The sequence below is a fragment of the Rhodoblastus acidophilus genome, assembly GCF_009720655.1.
In the GTDB taxonomy this organism is placed as follows: Bacteria; Pseudomonadota; Alphaproteobacteria; order Rhizobiales; family Beijerinckiaceae; genus Rhodoblastus; species Rhodoblastus acidophilus_A.
Map to the genome: position 1 here is coordinate 379,200 of NZ_WNKS01000002.1, position 25,562 is coordinate 404,761.

A 25,562-nucleotide genomic window follows, 5' to 3' on the forward strand; every position below is an offset into this window, starting at 1 on the left:
CACCTGGTTGTCCCGGAACATCGAATTTTTGCGTCAGGCCTCGCGCACGATTTGCTTCAGGGCAAAAAGGGCGTCGAGCGCCTGACGCGGGGTCATTTCATTGGGATCCATGGCGGCCAGCGCGTCGCGCAACGCATCCTGGCGAACTGGCTCCGGCCTTTGCGGGGGAATGGCGAACAGCGGCAGATCCGCGACGAGCCTTTCGACGGTGGGGCGATGGTCGGTCGTTTCCAATTCCGCCAATATGCTCCGGGCGCGCTCTACGACGGTGGGGGGCAATCCCGCCAGACTCGCCACCTGGACGCCATAGGAGCGATCCGCCGCGCCCTGGGCGACCTCATGCAGGAAGATCACATCCCCGCGCCAGTCGGAGACGCGCATGCACAAATTGACGAGCCGGGAAAGTTTTTGGCGCAGATGCGTCAGCTCATGGAAATGCGTGGCGAACAGCGCGCGCGAGCGATTGGTCTCGTGCAGATGCTCCATGACCGCCCAGGCGATGGACAGGCCGTCATAGGTCGCCGTGCCACGGCCGATTTCGTCGAGGATGACCAGCGATTTCTCGGTCGCCTGATTGAGGATTGCAGCGGTTTCGACCATTTCGACCATGAAGGTCGAGCGGCCCCGCGCCAGATCGTCGGAAGCGCCGACGCGGGAAAACAGCCGGTCGACGACGCCGATATGGGCGGATTTCGCCGGAACGAAGGAGCCGATCTGCGCGAGAATGGCGATCAGGGCGTTCTGGCGCAGGAATGTGGATTTACCCGCCATGTTCGGCCCGGTAACGACCGCCAGCTTCCCGCCGCTGTCGGCGCTCTTGCCTAAACTCCCGCCGAGGTCGCAGTCGTTTGGGACAAAAGGCTCGCCTTTGGCCCGCAGGGCGGCCTCGACCACCGGATGCCGCCCGGCCTCGATATGGAAAGCCAGGCTGTTATCGACCCGGGGACGGACCCATCCGGCTTCGGCCGCGATCTCGGCCAGCGCGGCCAACACGTCCAGCGCCGCCAGGGCGTTCGCAATGGCGTCCAGTTCCGCAGACTTTTCGAGCGCTTTTGCCGAGATATCAGCAAAAATGCGGGTTTCGATCGCCAGGGCTTCGCTCGCGGCATTGGTGATGCGGCTCTCGAGCTGGGACAACTCGGTCGTCGAGAACCGCATGGCGTCCGCCATCGTCTGCCGGTGGATGAAGGTTGCGTTGAAAGGAGGCTTGAGAAGCCTCTCCCCGTTCGCCTGGTTCACCTCAATGAAATAGCCGAGAAAATTGTTGTACTTGATCTTGAGTTGGCGGATTTCGGTCTCGTCGCAATAGCGCCCCTGCAAGGAGGCGATGACGCGCCGGCCATCGTCGCGCAGCGCGCGGGTCTCGTCGAGCTGGCCATCGAAACCGGCGCGGACGAAATCACCGCTGCGGCGGTCGAGGGGCAGTTCGTCGTTCAGCGCAGCCGCGAGCAGGTTGGCGAACGAGGTGTCGAGCCCGCCCAAAAACTCCGCCGCCTTGGCGAGCGAAAACGGCGGATTCCCAGTTGCGAGCAGCGCGCCGCAACTGGTCGCGGCGAACACGCCATCGCGCAGCGCCGCCATGTCGCGAGGGCCGCCGCGATCGAGGGCGAGCCGTCCCAGGGCGCGGGTCATGTCCGGCGCCGCGCGCAATCTCTGCCGCAGGTCGGCGCGCGAGAGCGGTTCGTCGGCGAAGAAGGCGATAGCGTCCTGGCGCAGCGCGATCTTTTCGATGTCGCGCAGCGGCGCGGCGAGCCATTCGGCCAAGGTTCTGGCCCCGCCGGATGTGACCGTGCGATCCAACACGGACAACAAGCTCCCCTGGCGCTGGCCGGATTGGCTGCGCGCCAGTTCAAGGTTTATGCGCGTCGCCGCGTCGATTTCCAGATTGGCGCGGGTTTCGACGCGGGTCGGCCGGTTCAGCCTCGGCCTGGCCGCAAATTGCGTCCTTTCGATATAGGCGAGGCAGAGGCCAGCGGCGTCGATTTCCAGACGCGACAGAGTCCCGAGCCCGTCGAGCGTGCCCAGGCGATAATAGTCCAGCAGCCTCTTTTCGGCGGCCCGTCCGAAAAACGCCCGCTCGTTCAGGGGCGTGAGCGCAGCGCCGCATTCGCCAAGGCGGTCGGCGAGGCTCGTGTCTTGCAGCAGAACGTCGGAGACGACGATTTCGCGTGGCTCCAGTCGCGACAGCAATGCGCCGAGCGCGCCGGCTTCGGTGACGTAAACATCAAAGGCGCCGGTCGAAATGTCGACAGCCGCCAGTCCGAACAGGGATTTTGGGTCGCGCTCCATCTGACGGACGAGGGCGACGAGCAGATTGGCGCGTCCCGGCTCCAGCAGGCGCTCCTCGGTCAATGTGCCCGGCGTGACCAGTCGCACGACGTCGCGTTTGACGACGGACTTGCCGCCTCTCTTGCGCGCCTCGGCGGGATCCTCGGTCTGCTCGCAGACGGCGACGCGATGGCCCGAGGCGATCAGCTTTTGCAGGTAATCGTCCGACCGCTCGATGGGCACGCCGCACATGGGGATATCATCGCCAAGGTGCTTTCCGCGTTTTGTCAGCACTATGCCAAGGGTCTGTGAGGCGATCTTCGCATCGTCGAAGAACAGCTCGTAGAAATCGCCCATGCGATAGAACAGCAGGCTATCGGGATGCGCGCGCTTGATGTCGAGATATTGCGCCATCATCGGCGTGACGCGCGCGTCGGCGCCGGACGCTTTCGGCTTCGCGGCCTCGCCGCCGTCAATGACGTCGTCGATCGGATCTGCGGCTTCGTTGGCGCTCGACATGAATGTTCCTCTTCTTCGGGGAAACTAGCAAAGCCCGCCGGCGCGCACAGCCGTTCATGGCTCGGGAATAAGCTTTTCCAATGAATTTTCGGCGCGCGCGCTTCTTGTCCAAAGGACTGCTTGTCATTTCGCCTCGCGAGGCTAAGGTCCCCGCTCCCCGCAGCCATCAGGATCAAAGAATGTCCGACACCAAGCCGAGTCGCGCCAAGCGCCCAACCTTCACCGATCAGGAAGCGTTGCAGTTCCATTCCAAGGGACGACCCGGCAAATTTCAGATTGCGCCCACCAAGCCCATGGCGACCCAGCGCGATCTGTCGCTGGCCTATTCTCCGGGCGTGGCCGTGCCGGTCAAGGCGATCGCGGAGGATCCCTCGCGCGCCTACGACTACACGATCAAGGGCAATCTGGTCGCGGTCATCACCAACGGCACCGCCATTCTCGGCCTGGGCAACCTCGGCGCGCTCGCCTCAAAGCCCGTGATGGAGGGCAAGTCGGTCCTGTTCAAGCGGTTTGCGGATGTCGACTCCATCGATCTCGAAGTCGGCACCGAAGACGTCGAGGAATTCATCAATTCCGTGCGCTACCTCGGCCCCACCTTCGGGGGGATCAACCTTGAGGACATCAAGGCCCCGGAATGTTTCATCATCGAGGAGCGGTTGCGGGAATTGATGGACATTCCCGTCTTCCACGACGATCAGCACGGCACTGCGATCATCGCGGCCGCGGGCATGATCAACGCGATCCATCTGACGGGCCGGGACATCAAGAAAACCAAGCTGGTCTGCAATGGCGCAGGCGCGGCGGGCATCGCCTGTCTCGATCTCATCAAGGCCATGGGTTTTGCGCCCGAGAACGTTACCCTCTGCGACACCAAGGGGATCGTCTATCGCGGCCGCGTCGAGGGCATGAACCAGTGGAAGTCCACCCATGCGGTCGCCACCGACAAGCGGACGCTCGCCGAGGCCCTGGATGGCGCCGACATTTTCTTCGGCCTGTCCGCCAAGGGGGCGCTGACCCAGGACATGGTCAAGTCGATGGCGGCCAATCCCATCATTTTCGCCATGGCCAATCCCGATCCGGAAATCACGCCCGAGGACGCGCATGCCGTTCGCCCCGACGCCATCGTCGCGACCGGACGCTCGGATTATCCCAATCAGGTCAATAATGTCCTCGGCTTTCCCTATATTTTTCGCGGGGCGCTCGATGTGCGGGCCTCCACGATCAATATGGAGATGAAGATCGCGGCCGTGAACGCGCTGGCGCAACTGGCCCGCGAGGACGTGCCAGACGATGTCGCGCGCGCCTATCAGGGCGCCCGTCCGCGCTTTGGCCGCGAATATCTGATTCCCGCGCCTTTCGACCCCCGGCTGATTTCGATCGTGCCCTCGGCTGTCGCGCAAGCCGCCATGGATTCGGGGGTCGCCCGCCGTCCCATCGTCGACATGGGCGCCTATCGCGCGCAGCTGTCGGCGCGACGCGACCCCGTCGCCGGCGTCATGCAGGGCATCATCGATCGGGTGAAGCGCAATCCCAAGCGGGTGGTGTTCGCCGAAGGCGAGGAGGAGCAGGTCATCCGCGCCGCCACCTCTTACGTCAACCAGGGGCTCGGCTCGGCCATTCTGGTTGGTCGCGAGGAGCGGGTCGCCGAGGTCGCCGAGCGCATCGGCGTTGAACTCGACGACAAGCTCATCGAAATTCACAACGCCCGCATTTCCCACCGCAACGGCGCCTATGCGCAGATGCTCTATGAGCGCCTGCAACGCAAAGGTTTTCTGTTCCGCGACTGCCAGCGCATCATCAACAACGACCGCAACCATTACGCGGCTTCGATGGTCGCCGCCGGCGACGCCGACGCCATGGTGACCGGCGTGACGCGCAATTTCTCCATCACCCTGGAAGAAGTTTCGCGCGTCATCGACCACAAGCCCGGCCATCGGCTGATCGGCGTGTCGCTGGTGCTGGCGCGGGGACGGCCGGTCATTCTCGCCGACACCGCCATAACCGAAATGCCGGAGGCGCAGGATCTGGCGGACATCGCCGTCGAGGCCGCCGGTTTCGCGCGGCGGCTCGGCTATGAGCCCAGGGTCGCCATGCTGGCCTTCTCCACCTTCGGCCATCCGCCGGGCGACCGCACCTTGCGCGTGAAGGAAGCCGTGCGCATCCTCGACCAGCGCCGCGTCGATTTCGAATATGACGGCGAAATGGCGGCCGACGTGGCGCTGAACAAGGAAATGATGTCGCTCTATCCGTTCTGCCGCCTCACCGATACGGCGAACGTCCTGATCATGCCGGCCTTCCACGCCGCTTCGATCGCGACGAAGATGCTGGTGGAGCTGGGCGGCGCGATGGTCATCGGGCCGATGCTGGTCGGCTTCGACAAATCCGTGCAGATCGTGCAATTGGGCGGCAAGGATTCCGATATTGTCAACATGGCGGCGCTTGCCGCCTTCAATGCGGAAGTCTGACCGAAATTCGCCAACACCGGTTGCGCCGCGCCGCGGCGCGCCTATATTCGCGCCAAAATTTCCCGCGAGTCTCAAATGTCCAAGCAAAAAGAAATCAAAAAGGTCGTCCTCGCCTATTCCGGCGGCCTCGATACCTCCATCATCCTCAAATGGCTGCAGACCACCTATGGCTGCGAAGTCGTGACGTTTACAGCGGACCTGGGGCAGGGCGAGGAGCTGGAGCCGGCGCGGAAAAAGGCCGAATTGCTGGGCATCAAGCCGGAAAACATTTTTATCGAGGACCTGCGCGAAGAATTCGTGCGCGACTATGTCTTCCCGATGTTCCGCGCCAACGCCCAATACGAGGGCCTCTACCTGCTCGGCACGTCGATCGCCCGTCCGTTGATCTCCAAGCGGCAGATTGAGATTGCGCGCAAAGTCGGCGCCGACGCGGTCTGCCACGGCGCGACCGGCAAGGGCAACGACCAGGTTCGCTTCGAGCTGTCCTATTACGCGCTCGAACCCGACATCACCGTCATCGCGCCCTGGCGTGAGTGGGACCTGGCGTCGCGCACCGCCCTGATCGAATTCGCCGAAAAGCACCAGATTCCGATCGCCAAGGACAAGCGCGGCGAATCGCCGTTCTCCACCGACGCCAACCTTCTGCACACCTCGTCGGAAGGGAAGGTCCTGGAGGACCCGGCGCAGGAGACGCCCGATTACGTCTATTCCCGCACCGTTAATCCCGAAGACGCGCCCGACAAGCCCACCTACATCTGGATCGAGTTCGAAAAAGGCGACGCGGTCGGCATCGACGGCGAAAAGCTGTCGCCCGCCCAACTGCTGACGCGGCTGAACGAACTCGGCCGCGAAAACGGCATCGGCCGCCTCGATCTGGTCGAGAACCGGTTCGTCGGCATGAAGTCGCGCGGAATGTACGAGACGCCCGGCGGCACGATCCTCTATTTCGCCCATCGCGGCATGGAATCGATCACGCTCGATCGGGGCGCGGCTCATCTCAAGGATGAGCTGATGCCCAAATATGCCGAGCTGATTTACAACGGGTTCTGGTTCTCGCCCGAGCGCGAGATGTTGCAGGCCCTGATTGACAAGAGCCAGGAGAAGGTCACCGGCCGCGTCCGGGTGAAACTCTATAAAGGCAACACAGACGTGGTCGGCCGCGAGAGCCCGTATTCGCTCTACGACCAGGAACTGGTGACCTTTGAGGAGGGGGCCGTCGCCTATGACCATCGCGACGCCGCTGGCTTCATCAAGCTCAACGCGCTAAGATTGCGGACCTTGGCGAAGCGGGACCGGAAGACCTCCTGATTTTCTTCAGCGCCGTCGTCTGAAACTTGCGCTGCGCGTTTCGCCTTCGAAAGGACGGACGATGCGGCGCTTCCTTTCACTGGCGGTTTCGATCGGCGCGCTGCTGGTCGCCCTCACGGTGGTCGGCCTCTATTATGTCGAGAGGCCGACAGTCTTCCGCGTTGCGGTCGCGAAAGGCGGCGAGTCGCAAAAGCTGCTTGTGGCCCTGAACCAGGAATTTGTGCGCGATCATTCAGATGTGCGATTCCGCATCATGCCGGCAGCCGATTCGCGTGCGGCTGCGAAAGCGATGGAAGAGCGCAGCGCCGAACTCGCCGTGGTGCGCTCGGATGCGAACATGCCGCCGAATGCGTCCACGGCGCTCATCCTCGAACACCAAATCCTTGTCGTCATGGCGCCCCCTGGTTCCAGCCTGACCAGCATCGCGGAACTGAAGGACAAGCGCGTGGCTTCCGTCGCGCTGGACTCAGCAAGCGAAGGCGCGGGCGCGCTGCTGGACGCGCTCGAGCAGCAATATGCGCTACCGCCGCAGACGCTGCCGCGAAAATCCATCGACATCACCGAACTCGCCGGATTGCTCGCCCGAAACGAGGTCGACGCGGTGCTCGCCTTCGGACGTTTTGACTCCCCCCACATGGTGCAGGTGGTTCGGACCCTGTCGCGCGAAGGGGCGCCGTCCTTCCTCGCCATCGGCGATGCGGCGGCAATGGCCAAGAAGAACCGAGGGGTCGAGGCCACGACGCTCCTGCGAGGCGCTTTCGGAGGAGCGCCGTCGCTTCCCGCCGAAAACATCGAGACCATTGGCGACACTTTGCGCCTTGTCGCGGACAACGACCTCGCCAACAGCGTCGTTGGCGAACTGGTGCGCCAGATGCTCGCCCATCGCACCGCCGCAGCCGCCAAGAGTCCGGTCGCCAACGCCATGGAAACGCCTGACACCGACAAGGGCGAGGCGCTGCCGACGCATCCGGGCGCCGCCGCCTTCATCGACAACGAAGAGGAAAGCTTTTTCGAGCGCTACAGCGACGTCATCTACATCGGAGCGATGGTCGCGAGCCTGCTGGCCTCGGTCGGCGCGACCTTGATCAGCCGCGTGACCGTCAAAGGCTACGAGCAATTCGATCTCTTGCTGGAACGATCGCTGGAGATTCTCAAGAATGCGCGCGAGGCCGAAGATCTGGACGCCCTGCGGCTCCTCGAACTGCAAATCGACGAAATCCTGACCCATACGCTGGCCAGCGGGAGCATACCCAAACTGGACGGACATCAGCTCGCGGGCTTGACCCTGGCCGTCGAGCAGGCGCGCCTCGCCATCAAGGACCGCCGCCGGATCGTCATGGACGCGGTCGTCCGCGCCTAAAACATTCCGCTCTGGCATCGCGCTTTTGCAATTATCGGGTTTTTCGTTTAGAGCAGGCGCGACTTCCCGCCTCGCTTCCCGTCGCAATCCGTCATCGCCGCGTCACCCAATGGCGAGAAGGACACCGCTGCGGCGGCGTGACGCGCGGCTCGACCCGAACAAACTTCGCAGAACGATCTCCTAAGGCCCCCATGAATCTCCGCAACATCGCCATCATCGCCCACGTCGACCATGGCAAGACCACATTGGTTGATCAATTGCTCCGCCAGTCCGGCGCGTTCCGCGAAAACCAGCGCGTGGCCGAGCGCGTGATGGATTCGAACGATATCGAAAAGGAGCGCGGCATCACCATCCTCGCCAAGGCGACGTCGGTCGTCTGGAAGGAGACCCGCATCAACATCGTCGACACCCCCGGCCACGCGGATTTTGGCGGCGAAGTCGAGCGCATCCTGTCGATGGTGGACGGCGCCATCGTTCTCGTCGACGCCGCCGAAGGCCCGATGCCGCAGACCAAGTTCGTCGTCGGCAAGGCGCTCAAGATCGGTCTCAAGCCGATCGTCGCCATCAACAAGGTCGACAAGCCCGATGCGCGCGCCAACGAGGTCATCAACGAAGTTTTCGATCTGTTCGCCGCCCTCGACGCCACCGACGAGCAACTGGATTTCCCCATTCTCTATGGCTCCGGCAAGAACGGCTGGATGGCCGACGACCCGTCGGGACCGCAGGACGGCATGGGGCCGCTGTTCGATCTGGTCGTCCAGCACGTGCCGCCGCCGCCCGTGGAGGACGGCGCGCTGCGCATGCTGGGCACGCTGATCGAAGCCAATCCCTATCTCGGGCGCATCATCACCGGCCGCATCTTTTCCGGCGTCGTCAAGACCAACCAGGCGGTCAAGGTTCTGGATCGCCAGGGCAATCTGATTGAAACCGGGCGCGTGTCCAAGATTCTGGCCTTCCGCGGCATCGAGCGCCAGCCGATCGAAGAGGCCGAGGCCGGAGACATTGTCGCCATCGCCGGCCTGCCGAAATTCAACGTCGCGGATACCTTGGTGTCGCCTGAGGTGACCGAGCCTCTCCAGGCGCAGCCGATCGATCCTCCGACCCTGTCGATGACCTTCCTGGTCAACGACTCGCCGCTGGCCGGCACCGAGGGCGACAAGGTGACGAGCCGCGTCATCCGCGACCGCCTGATGAAGGAAGCGGAAGGCAATGTGGCCTTGCGTGTCGAGGATTCCCCTGGCTCCGACTCCTTCGTCGTTTCGGGTCGCGGCGAATTGCAGCTCGCCATCCTCATCGAGAACATGCGCCGCGAAGGTTTTGAACTGGGCATTTCCCGCCCGCGCGTCGTCTTCCAGAAGGACGAGGAGGGCAACCGCCTTGAGCCGATCGAGGAAGTGGTCATCGACGTTGACGAGGAGTTTTCCGGCGTCGTCGTGCAAAAAATGTCCGAGCGCAAGGCCGAGATGATCGAGATGCGCCCGTCCGGCGGCAATCGTTTGCGGCTGGTGTTCCACGCGCCGACGCGCGGCCTGATCGGCTACCAGGGCGAACTTTTGACCGATACGCGCGGCACCGCGATCATGAATCGCCTGTTCCATGCCTATTCGCCTTACAAGGGCGACATCCAGGGGCGGCGCAATGGCGTTCTCATCTCCAACGACGCAGGCGAGGCCGTGGCCTACGCCATGTGGAACCTCGAGGATCGCGGCCCCATGATGATCGAGCCGGGCTGGAAGGTTTACGCCGGCATGATCATCGGCCAGCACACCCGCGAGAACGACCTTGAGGTCAACGTTCTCAAGGGGAAAAAACTGACGAACATCCGCGCCGCCGGCAAGGACGAAGCCGTCAAGCTGACGCCGCCGATCCGCATGACTCTGGAAAGATCGCTCGCCTATATCGAAGACGATGAACTGGTGGAAGTGACGCCCAAGTCCATCCGTCTGCGGAAAGGCATTCTGGACCCCAACGACCGCAAGCGCGCGGAGCGCGCCAAGGACTAAGCGCAAAATGCCTCATAGAATCCTGCGCGCCTTCAACTTTGGCGCGACGCGGATGCACCTGCCCAGCGACGACGTGCAGTTTGGACAGAATGCGCGTCTCCTTCGCATGGACACGCTGGTCAAGCTGCGCTGGTTCGGCGTCGCCGGCCAGTTCGTGACCGTTCTGGCGACCGCGTTCATCCTGGAGTTCTCGTTCGACCTTGTTTTGTGCCTGGCCTTGGTCGGCTTCCTCGGGATCGTCAATCTCGTTGCGACGATTCTCGCGCCACGGCATTTGCGGCTCACGGAAGTCAACGCAACCTATTTTCTGATCTTCGACGTCCTGCAACTCTGCGCGGTGCTCTATCTCACCGGCGGCATAGAGAACCCCTTCGCCATCCTCATCCTGGCGCCGGTGACGATTTCCGCCGTGTCGCTGCGGTTCCATCACATCATCAGCGTGGTTTCCGTCTCGGTGGCTTGTGTCACCCTGTTGTGCCTGGTTCACAAGCCGCTGCCCTGGCGCGCCGGCGAAAGTTTTTCGCTCCCGCAACTCTATCAGGACGGTCTCTGGGCGGCGATCACCGTGTCCTGCCTTTTCATTTCCGTTTACGTCTCCCGGGTCGCCAACGAATCGCGCGTGCTCAGCCAGGCCTTGTCCGCGGCCGAACTTGTCCTCGAGCGCGAAAACCATCTGTCCAAGCTGGACGGTCTCGCCGCCGCCGCCGCGCATGAGCTTGGAACCCCCTTGGCGACGATCTCGCTCGTGACCCACGAGTTAAACCGCGCCGCGGCTCCAACGGAGATCAAGGAGGATCTGGCTTTGCTGGAGCAGGAGGCGCGACGGTGTCGTGAAATCCTGGGCAAGCTCACCTCGCTCCCGGAAGACGACGACGAGCCTTTTACGCGCACAAAGCTCGGTTTGCTGCTTGAACAGATCGCAAGCCCCTATCGGCAAGGCGCGATCGATATCCAGATCGACTTGAAAGGAAGCGACGGCGAACCCCAGTCGGACTGCAGTCCCGCCATGGTTTACGGCATCGGGAATTTCGTCGACAACGCCACGGACTTTGCGCGCTCGTCGGTGGTTATCTCGGCCAACTGGAATGCCCGAATCGTCGAGATCGTCATTGCCGACGATGGGCCTGGTTTCCCCATCGAGCTGCTCAACCAGCTTGGCGAGCCCTATCTCGTGCGAAATTCAAAGCGGGGCGGGCATATCAAGGAGAGATCGGGGCTCGGTCTGGGCGTTTTCATCGCCAAAACCCTCCTGGAGCGATCCGGCGCAAAGGTTTCCTTCTGGAACGCCAGCAGTGGCGGGGCTCGCGTTTCGTTAAGCTGGAGCCGCAGCCGTTTTGAAAAGCCAAGTGTATAACTTGACATACATCAATTTGTTTGGTCGTTCGCGGATATCCGTGCTGCGTTCGATTTCAGGCAAAAGGTGACAGCTCGCATGCCTCCGTTCGGGAAAGATGAAGCCGTGGAAAGCGCAAAGGAAACCGAGGCCACCGAGGCGGCGCTTCTCTTCGAAAGAGACAAGACGCTTCTGATCGTCGATGACGACAAGCCGTTTCTCAATCGTCTGGCCAAGGCGATGACGGCGCGCGGATTTGTCGTGACCTGCGCCGATACGGTTGCGGAAGGCATGACCGCGGTTCAATCGACCCCGCCCGCCTTCGCCATCATCGACATGCGCCTGACCGATGGCAACGGCCTCGATGTCATCAGCGAATTGAAGGCCCGCCGTCCGGACGCGCGCGGCATTATTCTCACCGGCTACGGCAACATTTCCTCGGCGGTTCTGGCGGTCAAGCTGGGCGCATTCGACTATCTCGCCAAGCCCACCGACGGCGACGAGATTTTTGCCGCCCTGATGAAATCAACGTCGAACTCGGCCGGCGAAGCGCCGGCCAACCCGATGTCGGCCGAGCGGGTGCGCTGGGAACATATCCAGCGCATTTTCGAGCTCTGCGAACGCAATGTCTCGGAGACGGCGCGGAGACTGAACATGCACCGTCGCACCTTGCAGCGCATCCTCGCCAAACGGGCGCCGAAATAAACGGGGTCACCGCGAGCCGTCGCGCCGACCGCCTGCGCGTGAAATCAGCAGCCGGATCAGGCGCTGTGAGGAAAGCGTCGGGCTTTCCCGCGTCGCCTTGGTAAAATTTTGCAGGGTTCGGACCAATCCGAGCAAGTCCTGAGCGTTGCCAGTTTTCATCTGCCGCATGAACTCGGCTTTGCGATTGAACCCTCCCGTGCTGCGCAACATGGACTGCAGCGCGTCGCCGGGATTGGCGCCGGCGTCCACGGCGCCCACGCCACGCTGCAAGGCCAGGGCGTGTCTCATCATGGCCATCAGAATGACGGTTGGATCGGCGCCCGACAGGGAAACGCTGAGCAGACGCTCGAGCAAGGTTTGGCGGTCGGATGAAAAAACGCCGTCCACGATTGCGTCGGTCTGAGTCAAATTGGGATCGTAACAGATCGCTTCGACGTCAGAGCAATGGACCATGCCCTGCCCGCTCGTGAACAGCAGCAGCTTTTCGATCTCGTTGCGCGTGGCGATTCGATCTTCGCCGAGAACCCCGAGCAGCGCGTCGCGCGCGCTGGGCTCGATCGCGCATCCGGCGGCCGCAAACTCCCTCTCGATCAGGCGCATCAGACTTCTGGCGTCATCGGGCCGGCATTCGATCGCGGCGGCGATATCCTGCGTTTCCGCCCATTTGCGCAGCGGCGCGTCACGGCGAAGCTCGCCGGCCTCCAGCACGATCAGGCAATTCTGCGGAGGCGCCCTGCCAATCATGTCCAGAGCGGGCAAAAGCGACTTGCCGCCGACGCTGACCAGAATGCAACGGTTCGAACTCTGGAACATGTCGATGGAATTGGCTTCATCGACAAGGAGCAGGGGATCCGACGCGATCGCGTCGCCGAGCAACTGGATTCTTTGGCCGGGAGCGTTTTCGCCGCCCAAAAAGGTGCGGCTGGCCTGCTGCGAGCGCTCGGAAACCAGGCCGCGATCCGGGCCGAAGAGCAAAATGACGCACGTGCGACCAAGCGGTCTGGCGAGGAAGTCGTCAGCATCTCCGATCGGAATCGCGACCATGGCTGCTTATTTCGCCAGGGCGGCCGCGATTCGGGTCCGGATTTGCTCGGCGATCGTCCTCGCGTTGCGGATTTCGGCGTCACGCGCCGCCCGCACGTTGCTCAGTCGCTGCGAAGTGCGATCGTAAGACACGGATTCCATGACGCTGCCGCTCACCAACGGCTTGTCCCCGCCGCCGGCGACCGGGAACAATTTATACTGCGCTTCAACGGCGATCGCGGCGGCTTCGGCCTGGCCGGTGAACGTATTGATGATCGGCGTCGACATGCGCTCGGTCAAAGTCACGACCAGGCGGTATTTCGGCGTCGGCGACGAACCCGTGCCATTGAGCTGTGAAATCAGCTCGTTGGTCACATAATGGCCGAGACGATCGGGAATCGGCTCCACCTTGATCAGTTGCAATTCCTCGCCGACCGCGCCACCGCCGGGCGCGGCGGTCATGTACAGCGGCTGCACGCAACCGCCGACAAGCAGGGCGCAGCCCAGGGCCATCGCTGTGGCGACCCTTCCCTGCCGGGCTGTTGCGCGATTAGACGACGACATTGATGATCCTCTGGGGGACAACGATGATCTTCCTGGGCGTCCGGTCCTCGCAGGCGCGTTGAATCGCCTCCAAAGCCATGACGGCGGCTTCGATGTCCGTCTGCCCGGCATCCCGGGCAATGGTCAGTTCGGCGCGCTTCTTGCCATTAATCTGCACCGGAAGCGTTACCATATCCTCGACGATAAGAGAACGATCGGCGACCGGCCAGGGCGTTTCCGCCACCGGTTTCTCGCCGCCCAACTCCGCCCAGCATTCCTCGCCCAGATGCGGCATCATCGGAGCGAACAACTGGACGAGAATTCTTCCGGCCTCGCGGAACGCGACGCGCACATCGTCCTCGGCGGGCGCATCGATCCCGGAAAGCAATGTGTTCAACTGATTGGCGAGGTCATAGATATGCGCGACGCAGCGGTTGAAGCGCAGACGGGCGAGGTCGTCCTCCGCCTTGACCAAAGCGGCGTGGGCCGCCTTGCGAATCCGGTTCGCCTGCTCGCCGAACCGCGCGACCTCAGGCGCGCCGGCGGAAAGATCGGCGATTTCGCCGACGAGCCGCCACAGCCTCTGCACGAACTTGCCGGCCGCCTGAACGCCATCCTCGGTCCAGATCACGTCGCGGTCGGGCGGCGAATCGGACAGCATGAACCAGCGTGCGGTGTCGGCGCCATAGGTCGCGATGATGTCGTCGGGGTCGACGGTGTTGCGCTTCGACTTCGACATTTTTTCGATGGAGCCGATGTCCACCGGCCGCCCGTCGTCCAAGGCGAAGGCGCGCCGCGCCGGACCGTCGGCCTCGAAGCGAATCTCGCTGGGCGACATCCAGGCCCCGTCCGCCGACTTGTAAGTCTCGTGGACCACCATGCCCTGGGTGAACAGGCCCGCGAAAGGCTCGCTCAGGCCGACATGGCCGGTGGCGCGCATGGCGCGGGTGAAGAACCGCGCATAAAGCAGGTGAAGGATCGCGTGCTCGATGCCGCCGATATATTGGTCGACGGGCAACCAGTGATCGACCACGGCCTTGTCCGTCGGCGCGGCCACGGTCCAGGGATCGGTGAAGCGGGCGAAATACCAGGACGAATCGACGAACGTGTCCATCGTGTCGGTCTCGCGCAGCGCCGGCTTGCCGCACTTGGGACAGGTGGTGTTGCGCCACGTTTCATGGCGGTCTAGCGGATTGCCAGGGAGGTCGAAGGTGACGTCCGGCGGCAGTTCGATCGGCAGGCTTTCGCGCGGAGCCGGGACGATGCCGCAGGACTCGCAATGAATAATGGGGATCGGGCAGCCCCAGTACCGTTGGCGCGAAATGCCCCAGTCGCGCAGCTTGAAATTGATTTTTCGTTGAGCGCGCGGCGCGCCCTCGACACGCTCGCCTTCCAGGCGGCGCAAGACCTCCTCGAACGCCTGCGCGGGCGTCATGCCGTCGAGGAACCGCGAGTTGACCAGGAGACCATCGCCATCATAGGCCGTTTCATCGACGGCGAAGGTTTTGGGATCGGCGCCCTCGGGGCGTACGACGATGGTCCAGCCCAGATCGTATTTGCGGGCAAAATCGAGGTCGCGCTGGTCATGGGCGGGGCAGCCGAAAATGGCGCCCGTGCCATAATCCATCAGCACGAAATTGGCGACATAAATCGGCAGGGTCCATTCGGCGTCGAACGGATGCCTGACCCGAACGCCCGTATCAAAACCCTTCTTTTCCGCGGTCTCCAGCGCCGCGCTCGAGGTGCCGACGCGGCGGCATTCCTCGATGAACGCCTGCAAATCGGCGTTGTCGCGCGCCAGTTCGGCGGCGAGGGGGTGATCCGGCGACACCGCGATGAAGCGCGCACCGAACAAGGTGTCGGGCCGCGTGGTGAAAACCTCGACGGTCTTGAACGCATGCTCGCCAGCGACGTCGAATTTGACCAGCGCGCCTTCGGACCGGCCGATCCAGTTCTTCTGCATCAGCCGGACTTTTTCCGGCCAGCGGTCGAGCCCGTCGAGCGAGGTCAGCAAATCTTCGGCGAAATCGGTGATCTTGAAGAACCATTGGGTGAGTTCGCGCTGTTCGACCAGCGCGCCCGAACGCCAGCCGCGCCCGTCGATGACCTGCTCGTTCGCCAGAACCGTCTGGTCGACCGGGTCCCAGTTGACCTTGGCGTTCTTGCGATAAATCAACCCCTTGTCGAGCATGTCCAGGAACATGGCCTGCTGATGCCGGTAATAGCTGGGATCGCAGGTGGCGATCTCGCGCGACCAGTCGATGGACAGCCCCATGCTTTGCAATTGTTTGCGCATGGTGGCGATATTGGCGTAGGTCCATTCGCCGGGATGGGAGCGGTTCAGCCGAGCCGCGTTTTCCGCCGGCATGCCGAACGCGTCCCAGCCCATGGGATGCAGCACATTATATCCGCGCGCGCGCATGACCCGGGCGACGACATCGCCCATCGCGTAATTGCGCACGTGTCCCATGTGAATCCGCCCTGACGGATAGGGAAACATTTCCAGCACATAATATTTCGGCCGGGTGTCGGCGTTGCGCGTCAGAAACGTCTGGCGGTCCGACCATTCCTTTTGCCACTTCGGTTCGGATTCGTGGGGATTGTAACGGTCAGGGCGCATCAAACTTCAGGCTCTTCCAAACGGTTCCAAGCTGCCGCAATGAGCATGATTTCGGTTCACCGGTCAATTGATTTGGCCGACTCCGGACCGATTGGCATTCGCCCGCGCGCCGCCTATGGTCCTCGCGACTCAATCGCGAGACAGGAGTTTTGGCGTGGTGAGCGTGTCCGCAGTCGACGATGTCCCCGGCAGGCTTGAAAAGGTGCGGCGCGCCATCGCGCGGGCTTGCGTCGACACGCGGCGCGATCCAGCCGAGATGAACCTGGTTTGCGTCTCAAAGACGTTTTCGGCTGACGAAATCCTTCCCGCCCTGCGCTCGGGCCAACGGATTTTTGGCGAGAACCGCGTCCAGGAGGCAGCCGCCAAATGGCCCGCTCTGCGCGTTGATTTTCCTGACATCGAACTGCACCTGATTGGTCCCTTGCAGTCGAACAAGGTCGAAATGGCCATCGATGTCTTCGACACGATTCAGTCGGTCGATCGCTTGAAGATCGCGTCGGCCATCGCCGAACATTCAAGAAAGAAGAACAAGACTATTTCCTGTTTCATCCAGGTCAATACAGGCGCGGAAAGCCAGAAGGCCGGCGTTTCGGTCGAGGAATTGCCGGCGCTGCTCAATGCCTGCCGGCATGACCTTGGGCTGACCATCGAGGGACTGATGTGCATCCCTCCGGTGGATCGTCCGGTCAGCCCGCATTTTGCGCTTCTCTATCGTCTTGGCCGGGATTTGGGCGTCGAAAATCTTTCCATGGGCATGAGCGCCGATTTTGAGCAGGCGATCCAGCTTGGCGCCACCCATGTTCGGGTCGGATCCGCCATCTTCGGCTCGCGCTGAGGCCTTCTGCCGCACCCGATCACAAGGATCGGACGCTCCGCGAGCCTGTGCTGGATATGTCTCATGTCGCGCGCCCGAACCGCTACGCAGCCGGCGGTCGGTTGCAGGTTTTCATGGGCAAGGTGAAAGAACACCGCGCTCCCGCGCCCGATGGCTCTGGGCCTGATATTGAAATTCAGAATGCCGATGACATCGTAGAGGTGGTCCTCGCGCCAGAGATTTTCGCAACTGGCGGGCGAGGGCAGCCGCACAGGCCGGTTGTAGTTTCTCGAGCCGGGGTCGTCGCACCACCCGTCGAGAGGCCGGACGCCGCTTTCCCCGGCAAAGCCGGAGCGCCAGCGGTCGGTTCGCCGCAGCCAGCCCAAAATCGTCAGGCGTCCGATGGGGGTCACGCCGTCGCCTTCACGGCGCTTCACGCCGATTCCGCCGCGGCCGATGGCGCATTCCACAAGGTTCGCGCCGACCCGCAGCAGGCCTCTGGGACCTCTCGCGAGACGCGGAAGCTGCTGAACAAAAAGAATCTTGATTTTCGCCCCGAAAATGCCACCGCTTTTCAACACGGAGTTTTGACGACGGGAACGCGAAAGCGTAGATTTTTCACTTGTCACGGGTTCGCCCGTTGGTGTTGGCGCGACTTCAAGCGTGGTCCAAGCCGTACATAGGATAATTCATGTCGCAAGTCCGTTCGATCTTGATCGTTGACGATGATGCGCATTTGAGACTTTCACTGCTCGAACAACTGAGCATCCACAGTGAGTTTGTCGCCTATGAAGCGTCGGATGTGAAATCCGGTCTGGACGTCATCAATGAACATCCAATCGATCTCATCATCATGGACATCGGCCTCCCCGACGGAGACGGGCGCGATGTCATCAAGCAATTGCGCGCGGCAGGCTTTCAGAAGCCGGTCATCCTGCTGACCGGGCAGGATTCCGAGCATGACGTGGTTCGCGGCCTCGATTCCGGCGCCAACGACTATGTCAGCAAGCCCTTTCGCTTCTCGATCCTGCTGGCGCGCATTCGGGCGCACATACGCCAGCACGAATTCAGCGACGACGCGAGCTTCCAGATCGCGTCCTACACGTTTCATCCAGGATCGAAACTCCTGGTCGCCAAGAGCGGCGCCAAGCTGAAGCTGACGGAGAAAGAGACCTCGATTCTCCAATATCTCAACCGGGCCAAGGGCGGGGTGGTGTCGCGAGACGAATTGTTGCGCGAAGTCTGGGGCTACAACGCCAACGTTACGACTCACACGCTCGAAACACACATCTATCGGTTGCGGCAGAAGATCGAAGTCGATCCGACCAATTCGAAAATTCTCATCACGGATATCGGCGGCTACCGGCTGTCGCCCTGAAACGAGAAGAAAATAGGACTCATCATGTCCACCGCAGACACCGTTGCGCTTCTGGGCCGCCTGCCGATTTTCGCCAAGCTCGAACCGGGGGCTCTCAGGCTGATCGCATTCGCTGCGGAAACCAGGAACCTGCGCGCTGGCGACATCCTGTTCCGGCAGGGGGACCTCGCCGACTGCGGCTATCTCCTGCTGACGGGCGCCATCACGCTCACTGGCGACAATGTCGGCGACTCCATGCCGATGGTGAAGGAAGGCGACCTGCTGGGTGAGACGGCGCTGATCGTCACGACCAAGCGCCCCGTCACCGCCATCGCCCGCCAGAATTGCACCGTGCTCAGAATATCACGCGCCTTGTTCTTGCGCGTCCTGGAGGAGTATCCGGCGAGCGCCGACCGATTGCGCCGGGACATTCTGGCCCACATCAACGCGCTCGGCGGCGATCTCGAAGTGTTTCGGCGCAGCCTGATCTCGGGCGACGCCGACGCGTGATCGCCTATTCCGGCGGCGTGCCGTTGGCGGCGAGGACATCGCCGCTGAGATAAAGCGAGCCGGCGATCAGAATGCGCGGCGGGCGCCGCCAGTCGGCGTCCGCCAAAGTTCTTAGCGCGCTGTCGACATCGGCCTCAACGCGCGCGTAAAAACCCAGCTTTTCGGCAAGGCCCACGATTTCGTCCGGCGGCCATGACGCCTGGTCGCCGTGGATCGGGACGGCGATCACTTGCGTCGCCATGCCGGCGAATTGTTTCAAAAAACCCTCGGGGTCCTTCGATTTGAGCGAACTGAAGACAAGCACGAGCGGCAGCGGCGTAATCGCGTCGCGTTCCGCCATAGCCTTCGCCAGCGCCTTGGCGCCGGCTTCGTTGTGACCGCCATCGAGCCAGAGCTCCGCGCCTCCCGGCGCCAAGGTCGCGAGTCGCCCGCCCCGAAGATTTTGCAGACGCGCCGGCCAGCTCGCCGCAACCATCCCCCGCTCGAAGGCTTGTTCCGGGAGTCCGGGAAACGCGGCGCGCAAAGCGGCGATGGCGACGCCCGCGTTTCCGGTTTGATGCGCGCCGAACAGTTTTGGCGCGGGCAAATCGAGAAGGCCGGACTGATCTTCGTAGACCAGCCGGTCGGCCTCGCGCCGGCAAAGATAGTCCTGGCCCCAGACAAGGGGCGTGACGCCCAGGCGAGCCGCCACTCTTTCGAGCGTCGCTTGCGCCACATCGACTTGTTCAGCGAATACGGCGGGCGCCCCACGCTTGAGGATTCCCGCCTTTTCCGCCGCGATCGCCTCCAGCGTGTCTCCCAAGAATTCGACGTGATCCCGGGAGACCGGGGTGATCACCGCACAGGCGGGCTTGTCGATGACGTTGGTGGCGTCGAGGCGGCCGCCCAGGCCGACCTCCAGCAGAAGCACGTCGGCGGGATGCTCGGAAAACAGTTTGAACGCCGCGGCGGTCGTCGCCTCGAAAAAAGTGATGGGCAAGGCGCCGTTGGCGGCCTCCACGGCTTCGAAAGCCGCGCTCAGCGCTTCATCCGAGACGAGCTTTCCGCCAGGGCGGTCGGCGAGGCGGACGCGCTCGTTAAACCGAACCAGATGCGGCGACGTGTAGACGTGCACGCCAAACCCGGATGCTTCGAGGATGGCGCGCATAAAAGCGATGGTCGAGCCTTTGCCGTTCGTTCCCGCGACGTGGATGACCGGTGGAAGGCTTTTCTGCGGGTCGCCCAGAGCCCCCAGCAGCCGCCTCATCCGATCCAGCGAAAGATCGATCTTTTTGGGATGAAGATGCAGCAGACGTTCGAGGATCGGGTCTGGCGCGGACATCAGCTCTCTGGGACGGGGGCCTTCGTCAACAGCCGGCAGACGCGCCCAAGCGTGTCGCGCATTTGCGCGCGCGGCACGACCATGTCCACCATGCCGTGCTGGAGCAGATATTCGGATCGCTGGAAGCCCTCGGGCAGCCTTTCGCGAATGGTCTGTTCGATCACGCGCGCGCCGGCGAAGCCGATGACAGCGCCGGGTTCGGCGATGTGGAGATCGCCAAGCATGGCGTAGGAGGCGGTGACGCCGCCGGTCGTCGGATTGGTCAGCACGACGATGTAGGGGAGCTTGGCTTCCTTGAGCCGCTGGACCGCCACTGTGGTGCGCGGCATCTGCATCAGCGAGAACATGCCCTCCTGCATGCGCGCGCCGCCCGAAGCGGTGAAAATGATGAACGGGGTTTGTTTCTCCACCGCACGCATCATGCCGGCGACGATCGCTTCGCCGGCAGCCATGCCGAGCGAGCCGCCGAGAAAGTCAAAATCCTGAACGGCGACCGTGACCTGCAATTCCTGCAAGGCGCCGGCCGCGATCCGCACCGCGTCGTAAGCGCCAGTCTTGGTCCGGTAATCCTTCAGGCGGTCCGTATAGCGCTTCACGTCGCGAAACTTGAGCGGATCGGCGGGCGCTTCCGGCGAGGGCAAGCTCTCATAGACGCCATCGTCGAACAGGGCGTCGAGACGCGCCTTCGCCGGAATACGCATGTGATAGCCCGAACCGGGCACCACGAACAGATTGGCTTCCAAATCCTTGTGGAACACCAATTCCCCGCTCTCCGGGCATTTGACCCACAGATTTTCAGGCGTTTCCCGTTTGAGGATCGACCGAATTTTGGGGGGGACGACGTTGGAAATCCAGTTCATTGCATCGTCTCCTGCTCAGCGCCTTGCGGACGCGACGCCCGCGGCGAGTTCGGACACCAGTTTGCTCACGGCTTCGACGGTCGCGGGGCCGCCCCGACGTTCTGCGTCGAGGGTTTTCGCCAGCGAATCGATGATGGCGGACCCGACCACGACGGCGTCGGCCTTCGCGGCGATCTCGGCCGCCGCCGCCGCATCCTTGACGCCAAAACCCACGGCGACGGGAAGCGGAGTGTGGGCCTTGATCCGCCGCACCGCGGTGGCGACCTTGGAATAGTCGGGCCGGCTTGCGCCGGTGATGCCGGTGATCGAGACGTAATAAACGAAGCCGGAGGTGTTCGCGAGAACCGTCGGCAACCGCCGATCGTCCGTCGTCGGCGTCGCGAGACGAATAAAGCTCAGGCCCGCGCGCAGGGCGGGCAGACACAGCTCTTCATCTTCCTCGGGCGGCAGATCGACGACGATCATGCCGTCAACGCCGGCCGCTTTCGCGTCGACGAGAAATCGGTCGACGCCGTAGACGTAAATCGGATTGAAATAGCCCATCAGGACGATGGGCGTATCGGCGTCGTGCCGGCGGAATTCTTCCACCTGCTTGAGGACGCCGCGGAGCGTCATGCCGGCGTTCATCGCGCGCAAACCCGCGGCCTGGATGGCGGGACCGTCGGCCATCGGGTCGGAAAACGGCATGCCGACCTCGATGATGTCGGCGCCGGATTTCGGCAGAGCCTTGAGAATATCCAGGGAAACGGACGCGTCGGGATCGCCGGCCATGATGAACGTGACCAGCGCGGCGCGATTTTGGGCGCGGCACCGCGCGAAACGTGTTTCGATGCGAGAAGTCATGGCCTTGCCGGTTAGCACAGTAGGTTGACCTTGAAAACGTGAGCGGGTGACGCAGCCGCTCACATGCCGCCGAGGTGGTCGGCGACGGTAAAGATGTCCTTATCGCCGCGTCCAGACAGGCCGAGCACCATCAAGTGGTCTTTTGCCTTCTTTGGCGCGATTTCAACGATCTTGGCCAGAGCGTGAGCGGGCTCGAGGGCGGGGATGATGCCTTCGAGCCGCGCACAGAGCTGGAAAGCGTCGAGCGCTTCCTTGTCGGTCGCCGACAGATAGGTGACGCGTCCGGTCTCCTTCAGCCAGGCGTGTTCCGGGCCGATGCCGGGATAGTCCAGGCCGGCCGAAATCGAATGGCCCTCAAGAATTTGCCCGTCGTCGTCCATCAGCAGATAGGTGCGGTTGCCGTGGAGCACGCCGGCGCGGCCGCCCGCCAGCGACGCCGCATGCCCATTCTCGACCTCCAGGCCATGCCCGGCCGCCTCGACGCCGTAAAGTTCGACCGAGGGCTCGTCGAGGAAGGGATGGAACAGGCCGATCGCGTTGGATCCGCCGCCGATGCAGGCGAAGGCGCTGTCCGGAAGGCGGCCTTCCTGGCTCAGCATCTGCTCGCGGGTCTCATCGCCGATGACGCATTGAAAATCGCGCACCATCGCCGGATAGGGGTGCGGCCCCGCGGCCGTGCCTATGCAATAGAAGGTGTTGTCGACATTGGTGACCCAATCCCGCAGCGCCTCGTTCATGGCGTCCTTGAGCGTCCGAGCGCCCGACTGCACGGGCACCACCTTGGCGCCGAGCATGTTCATGCGGAAGACGTTAGGCTTTTGCCGCTCGACGTCGACGGCGCCCATATAGACGACGCATTCCAGGCCGAAGCGCGCGCAGGCGGTCGCGGTGGCGACGCCGTGCTGGCCCGCGCCGGTTTCCGCGATGATCCGCTTCTTGCCCATGCGGCGGGCGAGCAGGATTTGGCCCAGCACATTGTTGATCTTGTGCGCGCCGGTGTGATTGAGTTCCTCGCGCTTGAAGTAGATTTTTGCGCCGCCGAGATGCTCGGTCAGGCGCTCCGCGAAATAAAGCGGGCTCGGCCGACCCACGTAATAGGTCAGCAGGTTGCTCAGTTCCGCGTGATAGGCCGGGTCCTTGCGCGCATCTTCATAGGCGTCCTCCAGGGCGAGGATCAGGGGCATTAGCGTCTCGGCGACGAAGCGCCCGCCGAAAATGCCAAAATGGCCCCGCGCATCGGGACCCTGCCGCAGCGAATTTTTAGGAAGAACGCTCATGGGACTCTGCTCGATTGAAGCGGCTGTCTTAAACGCTTCCGGCGGTCAGGCCAAGTGATCTTGCGCGCGTCTCGCCGCGGCGATGAAGGCGCGGATTTTCTCGACGGATTTTTTGCCAGGGCTGTCTTCCACCCCGGAAGACACGTCGACGCCCGGCGCGAGGGTGAGACGGATGGCCTCGCCCACGTTTTCGGGGTTCAAGCCGCCCGAGAGCAGCCAGTCCTTGCAACCGGTTCGCTTCGAAAAGCCGTCCGCCAGGGTCCAGTCGAACTTCAAGCCGTTGCCGCCGGGCAATTCCGCGCCTTTCGGCGGCTTGGCGTCCAGCAGAATCCTGTCCGCGACGCCGAGATAAGCTTCAACTTCGGCGAGGTCGGAGGGTTGAGCTACGCCGGTCGCCTTCAGGATCGGCACGCCGAATTTTCGACGAATCGCGGCGACCCGTTCAGCCGATTCGGAGCCGTGCATCTGCAACAGGTCGGGTTTGAATTCCCGAACAATGTCTTCGATGAGGCCGTCGTCGGCATTGACCACAAGCGCAACTTTTTGCGCTTTGCCCTCGATGCTGGCGGACAGTGCGCACGCTTCGCCAAGAGAGAGATTTCGCGGGCTCCTCGGGAAGAACACGAAACCGACCATGTCAGCACCCGCGTCGACCGCGGCGCGCACCGCGTCCGGCGTGGTGACGCCGCAAATCTTTATGGTGAGCGCCATTGAGTCAGGCGTTGCGGGACGCCGGCACACCTGAAGAGGCAGGGGCTGTCTGGCCGCGCAGCGCGTCGTTTTCGGCTTTCAGGGCCGCCGACTTGCGGAAAGCTTCGCGAGCTGCCTTACGATGACGCCCTTGGCGCAGCCAGGTCGAGGACCCTCCGATCAAGACTCCGATCATCATAGCGCCGAGGACGACCAGATAGAGCGGCAAAGTGAACGTCGGCCACGCGCCATCCGCCACATTGAAGGGTTCGGTCAGAACCGTAATCGATTGCCGGTTGGCGAGCGAGAATCCCAGCAGCAACAGAGCGAAAGGCGCGATAACTAGTATACGGAACAACGCACGCATCGCCATGTCTCCAATAAGGCCGCCGGGTCAAGCCTTCGGCGAATCGTTGAGTCTCTCGCGAAGCTCCTTGCCGGTCTTGAAGAACGGCACGAACTTTTCATTGACCTCGACGTGGTCGCCGGTGCGGGGGTTTCGACCAATTCGAGCGTCGCGCTTCTTGACGGAGAACGCGCCGAACCCTCGCAACTCAACCCGATCGCCGCGCGCGAGCGCGTCCGTGACCTCGTCGAGAATCGCATTCACGATGTTTTCGACGTCGCGAAGATAAAGGTGCGGGTTGCGATCCGCAATACGTTGAACGAGTTCAGATTTAATCACGGAAATTGTCCTGGAAACGCATGGCGGATCAAGAACGCGCTCAATCCTGACTATTGATCGTGGCCAACGTGCCAAATCGCCAATAGCCCGTCAAGACCCGCCTGTCCCTGAACATTCTTGATTTGTGACGCGAGGGTATCCGCGGAGTCCACGCCGAGCCAAGCCGCGACGGCGGCGGCGGCGCTGAACAGATTGAAGGGCTTGCCCACCGAGTTCTTTTTCAGCTCCCTGACCGGAAGGCCCTTGGCCACGCCGCGTTCCTTTTCCAGCCAGGCGATCGCTTCGCGTTCGCCGCCAAACTCGTCAATGAGTTTCAGGCTCATGCTCTGCCGTCCCGTGAAGACGCGACCGTCGGAAACCGCCGCCAATTCGGCATCATTGAGGTTTCGGCGTTGCTTCACGATGCTCTTGAACCAGGAATAGCTGTCGACGACGAGCGCGTCGATGGCGGCTCTCGCGGCCTCGCTGGTCGGCTCCAGCCCATTGGGAGCGGCCTTCAAGGGCGAGGATTTGATTGTCTCGACTTTCACGCCGATCGTGTCGAGCAATTTCGAAACATTTGGATACTGGAACAGAACGCCGATCGAGCCGATCAGGGAATTGCCGTCCGCGACGATACGATCCGCGCCGAGCGCGACAATATAGCCACCCGAAGCCGCCATGGTGTCGACGACCGCAACCACCGGCTTTTTCGCGGCGACCCGGCGAAGCTCATCGTAGATGTGTTCCGAACCCGTCACCGTGCCCCCGGGACTCGAAACCTGAACGATCAGGGCGGCGGCCTTCGACTCCTCGGCGGATTTGATCAGCTTCAGCGTGTCGCGATCGCCCGTGATGAGCCCACCAATGTCGATGCGGGCGATATGCGGCGTCAGGCTTCCGGCGTCGCCAGCGAAGCGTCCCGCCGCAACCAGGATCGCGACAACGGCGAGGCCCAAGGCGGCGATCCGCCAGCGCGTCAGCTTGCGCCGCAACTGCCGGCGATCGAGAACGGTTTCAACAGACGAGTTCATGACGATGCTCCATTCTCATTCCATTTAGGCATGCGCGCGCCAAAG

Annotated in this window: 21 protein-coding genes and 1 pseudogene; 9 read left to right on the forward strand and 13 right to left on the reverse strand. The window is 62.7% G+C overall.

The genetic code is table 11. The features are described 5' to 3' along the window. Positions 1-33: 33 nt before the first annotated feature. Positions 34-2,787, reverse strand: a complete 2,754-nt coding sequence (gene mutS, locus GJ654_RS04155) for a DNA mismatch repair protein MutS (protein ID WP_246664576.1) — start codon at positions 2,785-2,787, stop codon at positions 34-36. A gap of 179 nt (positions 2,788-2,966) precedes the next feature. On the opposite strand from mutS, the gene GJ654_RS04160 reads away from it, so the two are divergent. The 6 genes from GJ654_RS04160 to GJ654_RS04185 all read left to right on the forward strand — a co-directional run bounded on the left by GJ654_RS04160 (position 2,967) and on the right by GJ654_RS04185 (position 11,961). Next, the gene (locus GJ654_RS04160) at positions 2,967-5,252 is read left to right on the forward strand and encodes an NADP-dependent malic enzyme (protein ID WP_155444831.1); all 2,286 of its coding nucleotides are present in this window, start codon (positions 2,967-2,969) and stop codon (positions 5,250-5,252) included. 75 nt (positions 5,253-5,327) lie between these two features. Further along, complete coding sequence (locus GJ654_RS04165; RefSeq protein ID WP_155444832.1) at positions 5,328-6,560, forward strand: argininosuccinate synthase; 1,233 nt, start codon at positions 5,328-5,330, stop codon at positions 6,558-6,560. 61 nt (positions 6,561-6,621) lie between these two features. Then, positions 6,622-7,920 carry a TAXI family TRAP transporter solute-binding subunit gene (locus tag GJ654_RS04170; protein ID WP_155444833.1) on the forward strand — a complete coding sequence of 433 codons (1,299 nt, stop codon included), beginning with the start codon at positions 6,622-6,624 and terminating at the stop codon, positions 7,918-7,920. Between the two features lie 191 nt (positions 7,921-8,111). Beyond that, positions 8,112-9,923 carry a translational GTPase TypA gene (typA, locus tag GJ654_RS04175; RefSeq protein ID WP_155444834.1) on the forward strand — a complete coding sequence of 604 codons (1,812 nt, stop codon included), beginning with the start codon at positions 8,112-8,114 and terminating at the stop codon, positions 9,921-9,923. Positions 9,924-9,930: 7 nt separating this feature from the next. Continuing rightward, positions 9,931-11,277 (forward strand): ActS/PrrB/RegB family redox-sensitive histidine kinase, encoded by a 1,347-nt coding sequence (locus GJ654_RS04180; protein WP_246664577.1) that lies wholly within the window; start codon positions 9,931-9,933, stop codon positions 11,275-11,277. Positions 11,278-11,355: 78 nt separating this feature from the next. Further along, positions 11,356-11,961 carry an ActR/PrrA/RegA family redox response regulator transcription factor gene (locus tag GJ654_RS04185; RefSeq protein ID WP_155444835.1) on the forward strand — a complete coding sequence of 202 codons (606 nt, stop codon included), beginning with the start codon at positions 11,356-11,358 and terminating at the stop codon, positions 11,959-11,961. A gap of 6 nt (positions 11,962-11,967) precedes the next feature. On the opposite strand, the gene holA is transcribed toward GJ654_RS04185, so the two are convergent. From holA to leuS, 3 genes are all read right to left on the reverse strand, one after another. Beyond that, entirely contained in the window at positions 11,968-13,005 is a 1,038-nt protein-coding gene (holA, locus tag GJ654_RS04190) for a DNA polymerase III subunit delta (RefSeq protein WP_155444836.1), read from the reverse strand. A 6-nt stretch (positions 13,006-13,011) separates the two neighbouring features. Then, entirely contained in the window at positions 13,012-13,446 is a 435-nt protein-coding gene (gene lptE / locus GJ654_RS04195) for an LPS assembly lipoprotein LptE (protein ID WP_246664578.1), read from the reverse strand. Positions 13,447-13,534: 88 nt separating this feature from the next. Further along, on the reverse strand, positions 13,535-16,147 hold the full coding sequence (gene leuS / locus GJ654_RS04200) for a leucine--tRNA ligase (protein WP_155444837.1): 2,613 nt from the start codon (positions 16,145-16,147) through the stop codon (positions 13,535-13,537). A 157-nt stretch (positions 16,148-16,304) separates the two neighbouring features. On the opposite strand from leuS, the gene GJ654_RS04205 reads away from it, so the two are divergent. Continuing rightward, on the forward strand, positions 16,305-16,982 hold the full coding sequence (locus tag GJ654_RS04205) for a YggS family pyridoxal phosphate-dependent enzyme (RefSeq protein WP_264586110.1): 678 nt from the start codon (positions 16,305-16,307) through the stop codon (positions 16,980-16,982). Between the two features lie 47 nt (positions 16,983-17,029). Here GJ654_RS04205 and GJ654_RS21545 read toward each other — a convergent pair. Continuing rightward, positions 17,030-17,590 (reverse strand): annotated as a pseudogene (locus GJ654_RS21545) (L,D-transpeptidase family protein); the annotation flags it as partial. 62 nt (positions 17,591-17,652) lie between these two features. Here GJ654_RS21545 and GJ654_RS04210 point away from each other — a divergent pair. Together GJ654_RS04210 and GJ654_RS04215 are read left to right on the forward strand one after the other, a co-directional pair. Continuing rightward, complete coding sequence (locus tag GJ654_RS04210) at positions 17,653-18,339, forward strand: response regulator transcription factor (RefSeq protein ID WP_155444839.1); 687 nt, start codon at positions 17,653-17,655, stop codon at positions 18,337-18,339. A gap of 24 nt (positions 18,340-18,363) precedes the next feature. Then, complete coding sequence (locus tag GJ654_RS04215) at positions 18,364-18,828, forward strand: cyclic nucleotide-binding domain-containing protein (RefSeq protein ID WP_155444840.1); 465 nt, start codon at positions 18,364-18,366, stop codon at positions 18,826-18,828. Between the two features lie 4 nt (positions 18,829-18,832). On the opposite strand, the gene GJ654_RS04220 is transcribed toward GJ654_RS04215, so the two are convergent. Genes GJ654_RS04220 through sppA form a run of 8 tightly spaced genes read right to left on the reverse strand, consistent with a single transcriptional unit; the run spans position 18,833 to position 25,517 of the window. Beyond that, on the reverse strand, positions 18,833-20,149 hold the full coding sequence (locus GJ654_RS04220; RefSeq protein ID WP_155444841.1) for a bifunctional folylpolyglutamate synthase/dihydrofolate synthase: 1,317 nt from the start codon (positions 20,147-20,149) through the stop codon (positions 18,833-18,835). Next, the gene (gene accD / locus GJ654_RS04225) at positions 20,149-21,009 is read right to left on the reverse strand and encodes an acetyl-CoA carboxylase, carboxyltransferase subunit beta (RefSeq protein ID WP_155444842.1); all 861 of its coding nucleotides are present in this window, start codon (positions 21,007-21,009) and stop codon (positions 20,149-20,151) included. Before accD ends, GJ654_RS04220 begins: the two co-directional genes overlap by 1 nt. Positions 21,010-21,024: 15 nt before the next feature. After that, positions 21,025-21,852, reverse strand: a complete 828-nt coding sequence (trpA, locus tag GJ654_RS04230) for a tryptophan synthase subunit alpha (RefSeq protein WP_155444843.1) — start codon at positions 21,850-21,852, stop codon at positions 21,025-21,027. 59 nt (positions 21,853-21,911) lie between these two features. Beyond that, on the reverse strand, positions 21,912-23,129 hold the full coding sequence (trpB, locus tag GJ654_RS04235) for a tryptophan synthase subunit beta (protein ID WP_155444844.1): 1,218 nt from the start codon (positions 23,127-23,129) through the stop codon (positions 21,912-21,914). A 45-nt stretch (positions 23,130-23,174) separates the two neighbouring features. Continuing rightward, positions 23,175-23,840, reverse strand: a complete 666-nt coding sequence (locus tag GJ654_RS04240; RefSeq protein WP_155444845.1) for a phosphoribosylanthranilate isomerase — start codon at positions 23,838-23,840, stop codon at positions 23,175-23,177. Positions 23,841-23,844: 4 nt separating this feature from the next. Then, positions 23,845-24,192, reverse strand: coding sequence for a lipopolysaccharide assembly protein LapA domain-containing protein (locus GJ654_RS04245; protein WP_155444846.1), 348 nt, complete (start codon positions 24,190-24,192; stop codon positions 23,845-23,847). Between the two features lie 21 nt (positions 24,193-24,213). Continuing rightward, positions 24,214-24,504 carry an integration host factor subunit beta gene (gene ihfB, locus GJ654_RS04250; protein ID WP_184429921.1) on the reverse strand — a complete coding sequence of 97 codons (291 nt, stop codon included), beginning with the start codon at positions 24,502-24,504 and terminating at the stop codon, positions 24,214-24,216. Positions 24,505-24,554: 50 nt separating this feature from the next. After that, the gene (gene sppA / locus GJ654_RS04255) at positions 24,555-25,517 is read right to left on the reverse strand and encodes a signal peptide peptidase SppA (RefSeq protein ID WP_155444848.1); all 963 of its coding nucleotides are present in this window, start codon (positions 25,515-25,517) and stop codon (positions 24,555-24,557) included. Between the last annotated feature and the right edge of the window lie 45 nt (positions 25,518-25,562).

Coding starts and splice junctions, on each gene's coding strand:
- lptE (WP_246664578.1), bottom strand. CDS start 13,446: ATGACCGCCGCGCCCGGCGGTGGCGCGGTCGGCGAGGAATTGCAACTG.
- GJ654_RS04215 (WP_155444840.1), top strand. CDS start 18,364: ATGTCCACCGCAGACACCGTTGCGCTTCTGGGCCGCCTGCCGATTTTC.
- GJ654_RS04165 (WP_155444832.1), top strand. CDS start 5,328: ATGTCCAAGCAAAAAGAAATCAAAAAGGTCGTCCTCGCCTATTCCGGC.
- GJ654_RS04185 (WP_155444835.1), top strand. CDS start 11,356: ATGCCTCCGTTCGGGAAAGATGAAGCCGTGGAAAGCGCAAAGGAAACC.
- GJ654_RS04160 (WP_155444831.1), top strand. CDS start 2,967: ATGTCCGACACCAAGCCGAGTCGCGCCAAGCGCCCAACCTTCACCGAT.
- leuS (WP_155444837.1), bottom strand. CDS start 16,147: ATGCGCCCTGACCGTTACAATCCCCACGAATCCGAACCGAAGTGGCAA.
- accD (WP_155444842.1), bottom strand. CDS start 21,009: ATGAACTGGATTTCCAACGTCGTCCCCCCCAAAATTCGGTCGATCCTC.
- GJ654_RS04220 (WP_155444841.1), bottom strand. CDS start 20,149: ATGTCCGCGCCAGACCCGATCCTCGAACGTCTGCTGCATCTTCATCCC.
- holA (WP_155444836.1), bottom strand. CDS start 13,005: ATGGTCGCGATTCCGATCGGAGATGCTGACGACTTCCTCGCCAGACCG.
- sppA (WP_155444848.1), bottom strand. CDS start 25,517: ATGAACTCGTCTGTTGAAACCGTTCTCGATCGCCGGCAGTTGCGGCGC.
- trpB (WP_155444844.1), bottom strand. CDS start 23,129: ATGAGCGTTCTTCCTAAAAATTCGCTGCGGCAGGGTCCCGATGCGCGG.
- mutS (WP_246664576.1), bottom strand. CDS start 2,787: ATGTCGAGCGCCAACGAAGCCGCAGATCCGATCGACGACGTCATTGAC.
- GJ654_RS04170 (WP_155444833.1), top strand. CDS start 6,622: ATGCGGCGCTTCCTTTCACTGGCGGTTTCGATCGGCGCGCTGCTGGTC.
- GJ654_RS04240 (WP_155444845.1), bottom strand. CDS start 23,840: ATGGCGCTCACCATAAAGATTTGCGGCGTCACCACGCCGGACGCGGTG.
- trpA (WP_155444843.1), bottom strand. CDS start 21,852: ATGACTTCTCGCATCGAAACACGTTTCGCGCGGTGCCGCGCCCAAAAT.
- GJ654_RS04210 (WP_155444839.1), top strand. CDS start 17,653: ATGTCGCAAGTCCGTTCGATCTTGATCGTTGACGATGATGCGCATTTG.
- typA (WP_155444834.1), top strand. CDS start 8,112: ATGAATCTCCGCAACATCGCCATCATCGCCCACGTCGACCATGGCAAG.
- GJ654_RS04245 (WP_155444846.1), bottom strand. CDS start 24,192: ATGGCGATGCGTGCGTTGTTCCGTATACTAGTTATCGCGCCTTTCGCT.
- GJ654_RS04180 (WP_246664577.1), top strand. CDS start 9,931: ATGCCTCATAGAATCCTGCGCGCCTTCAACTTTGGCGCGACGCGGATG.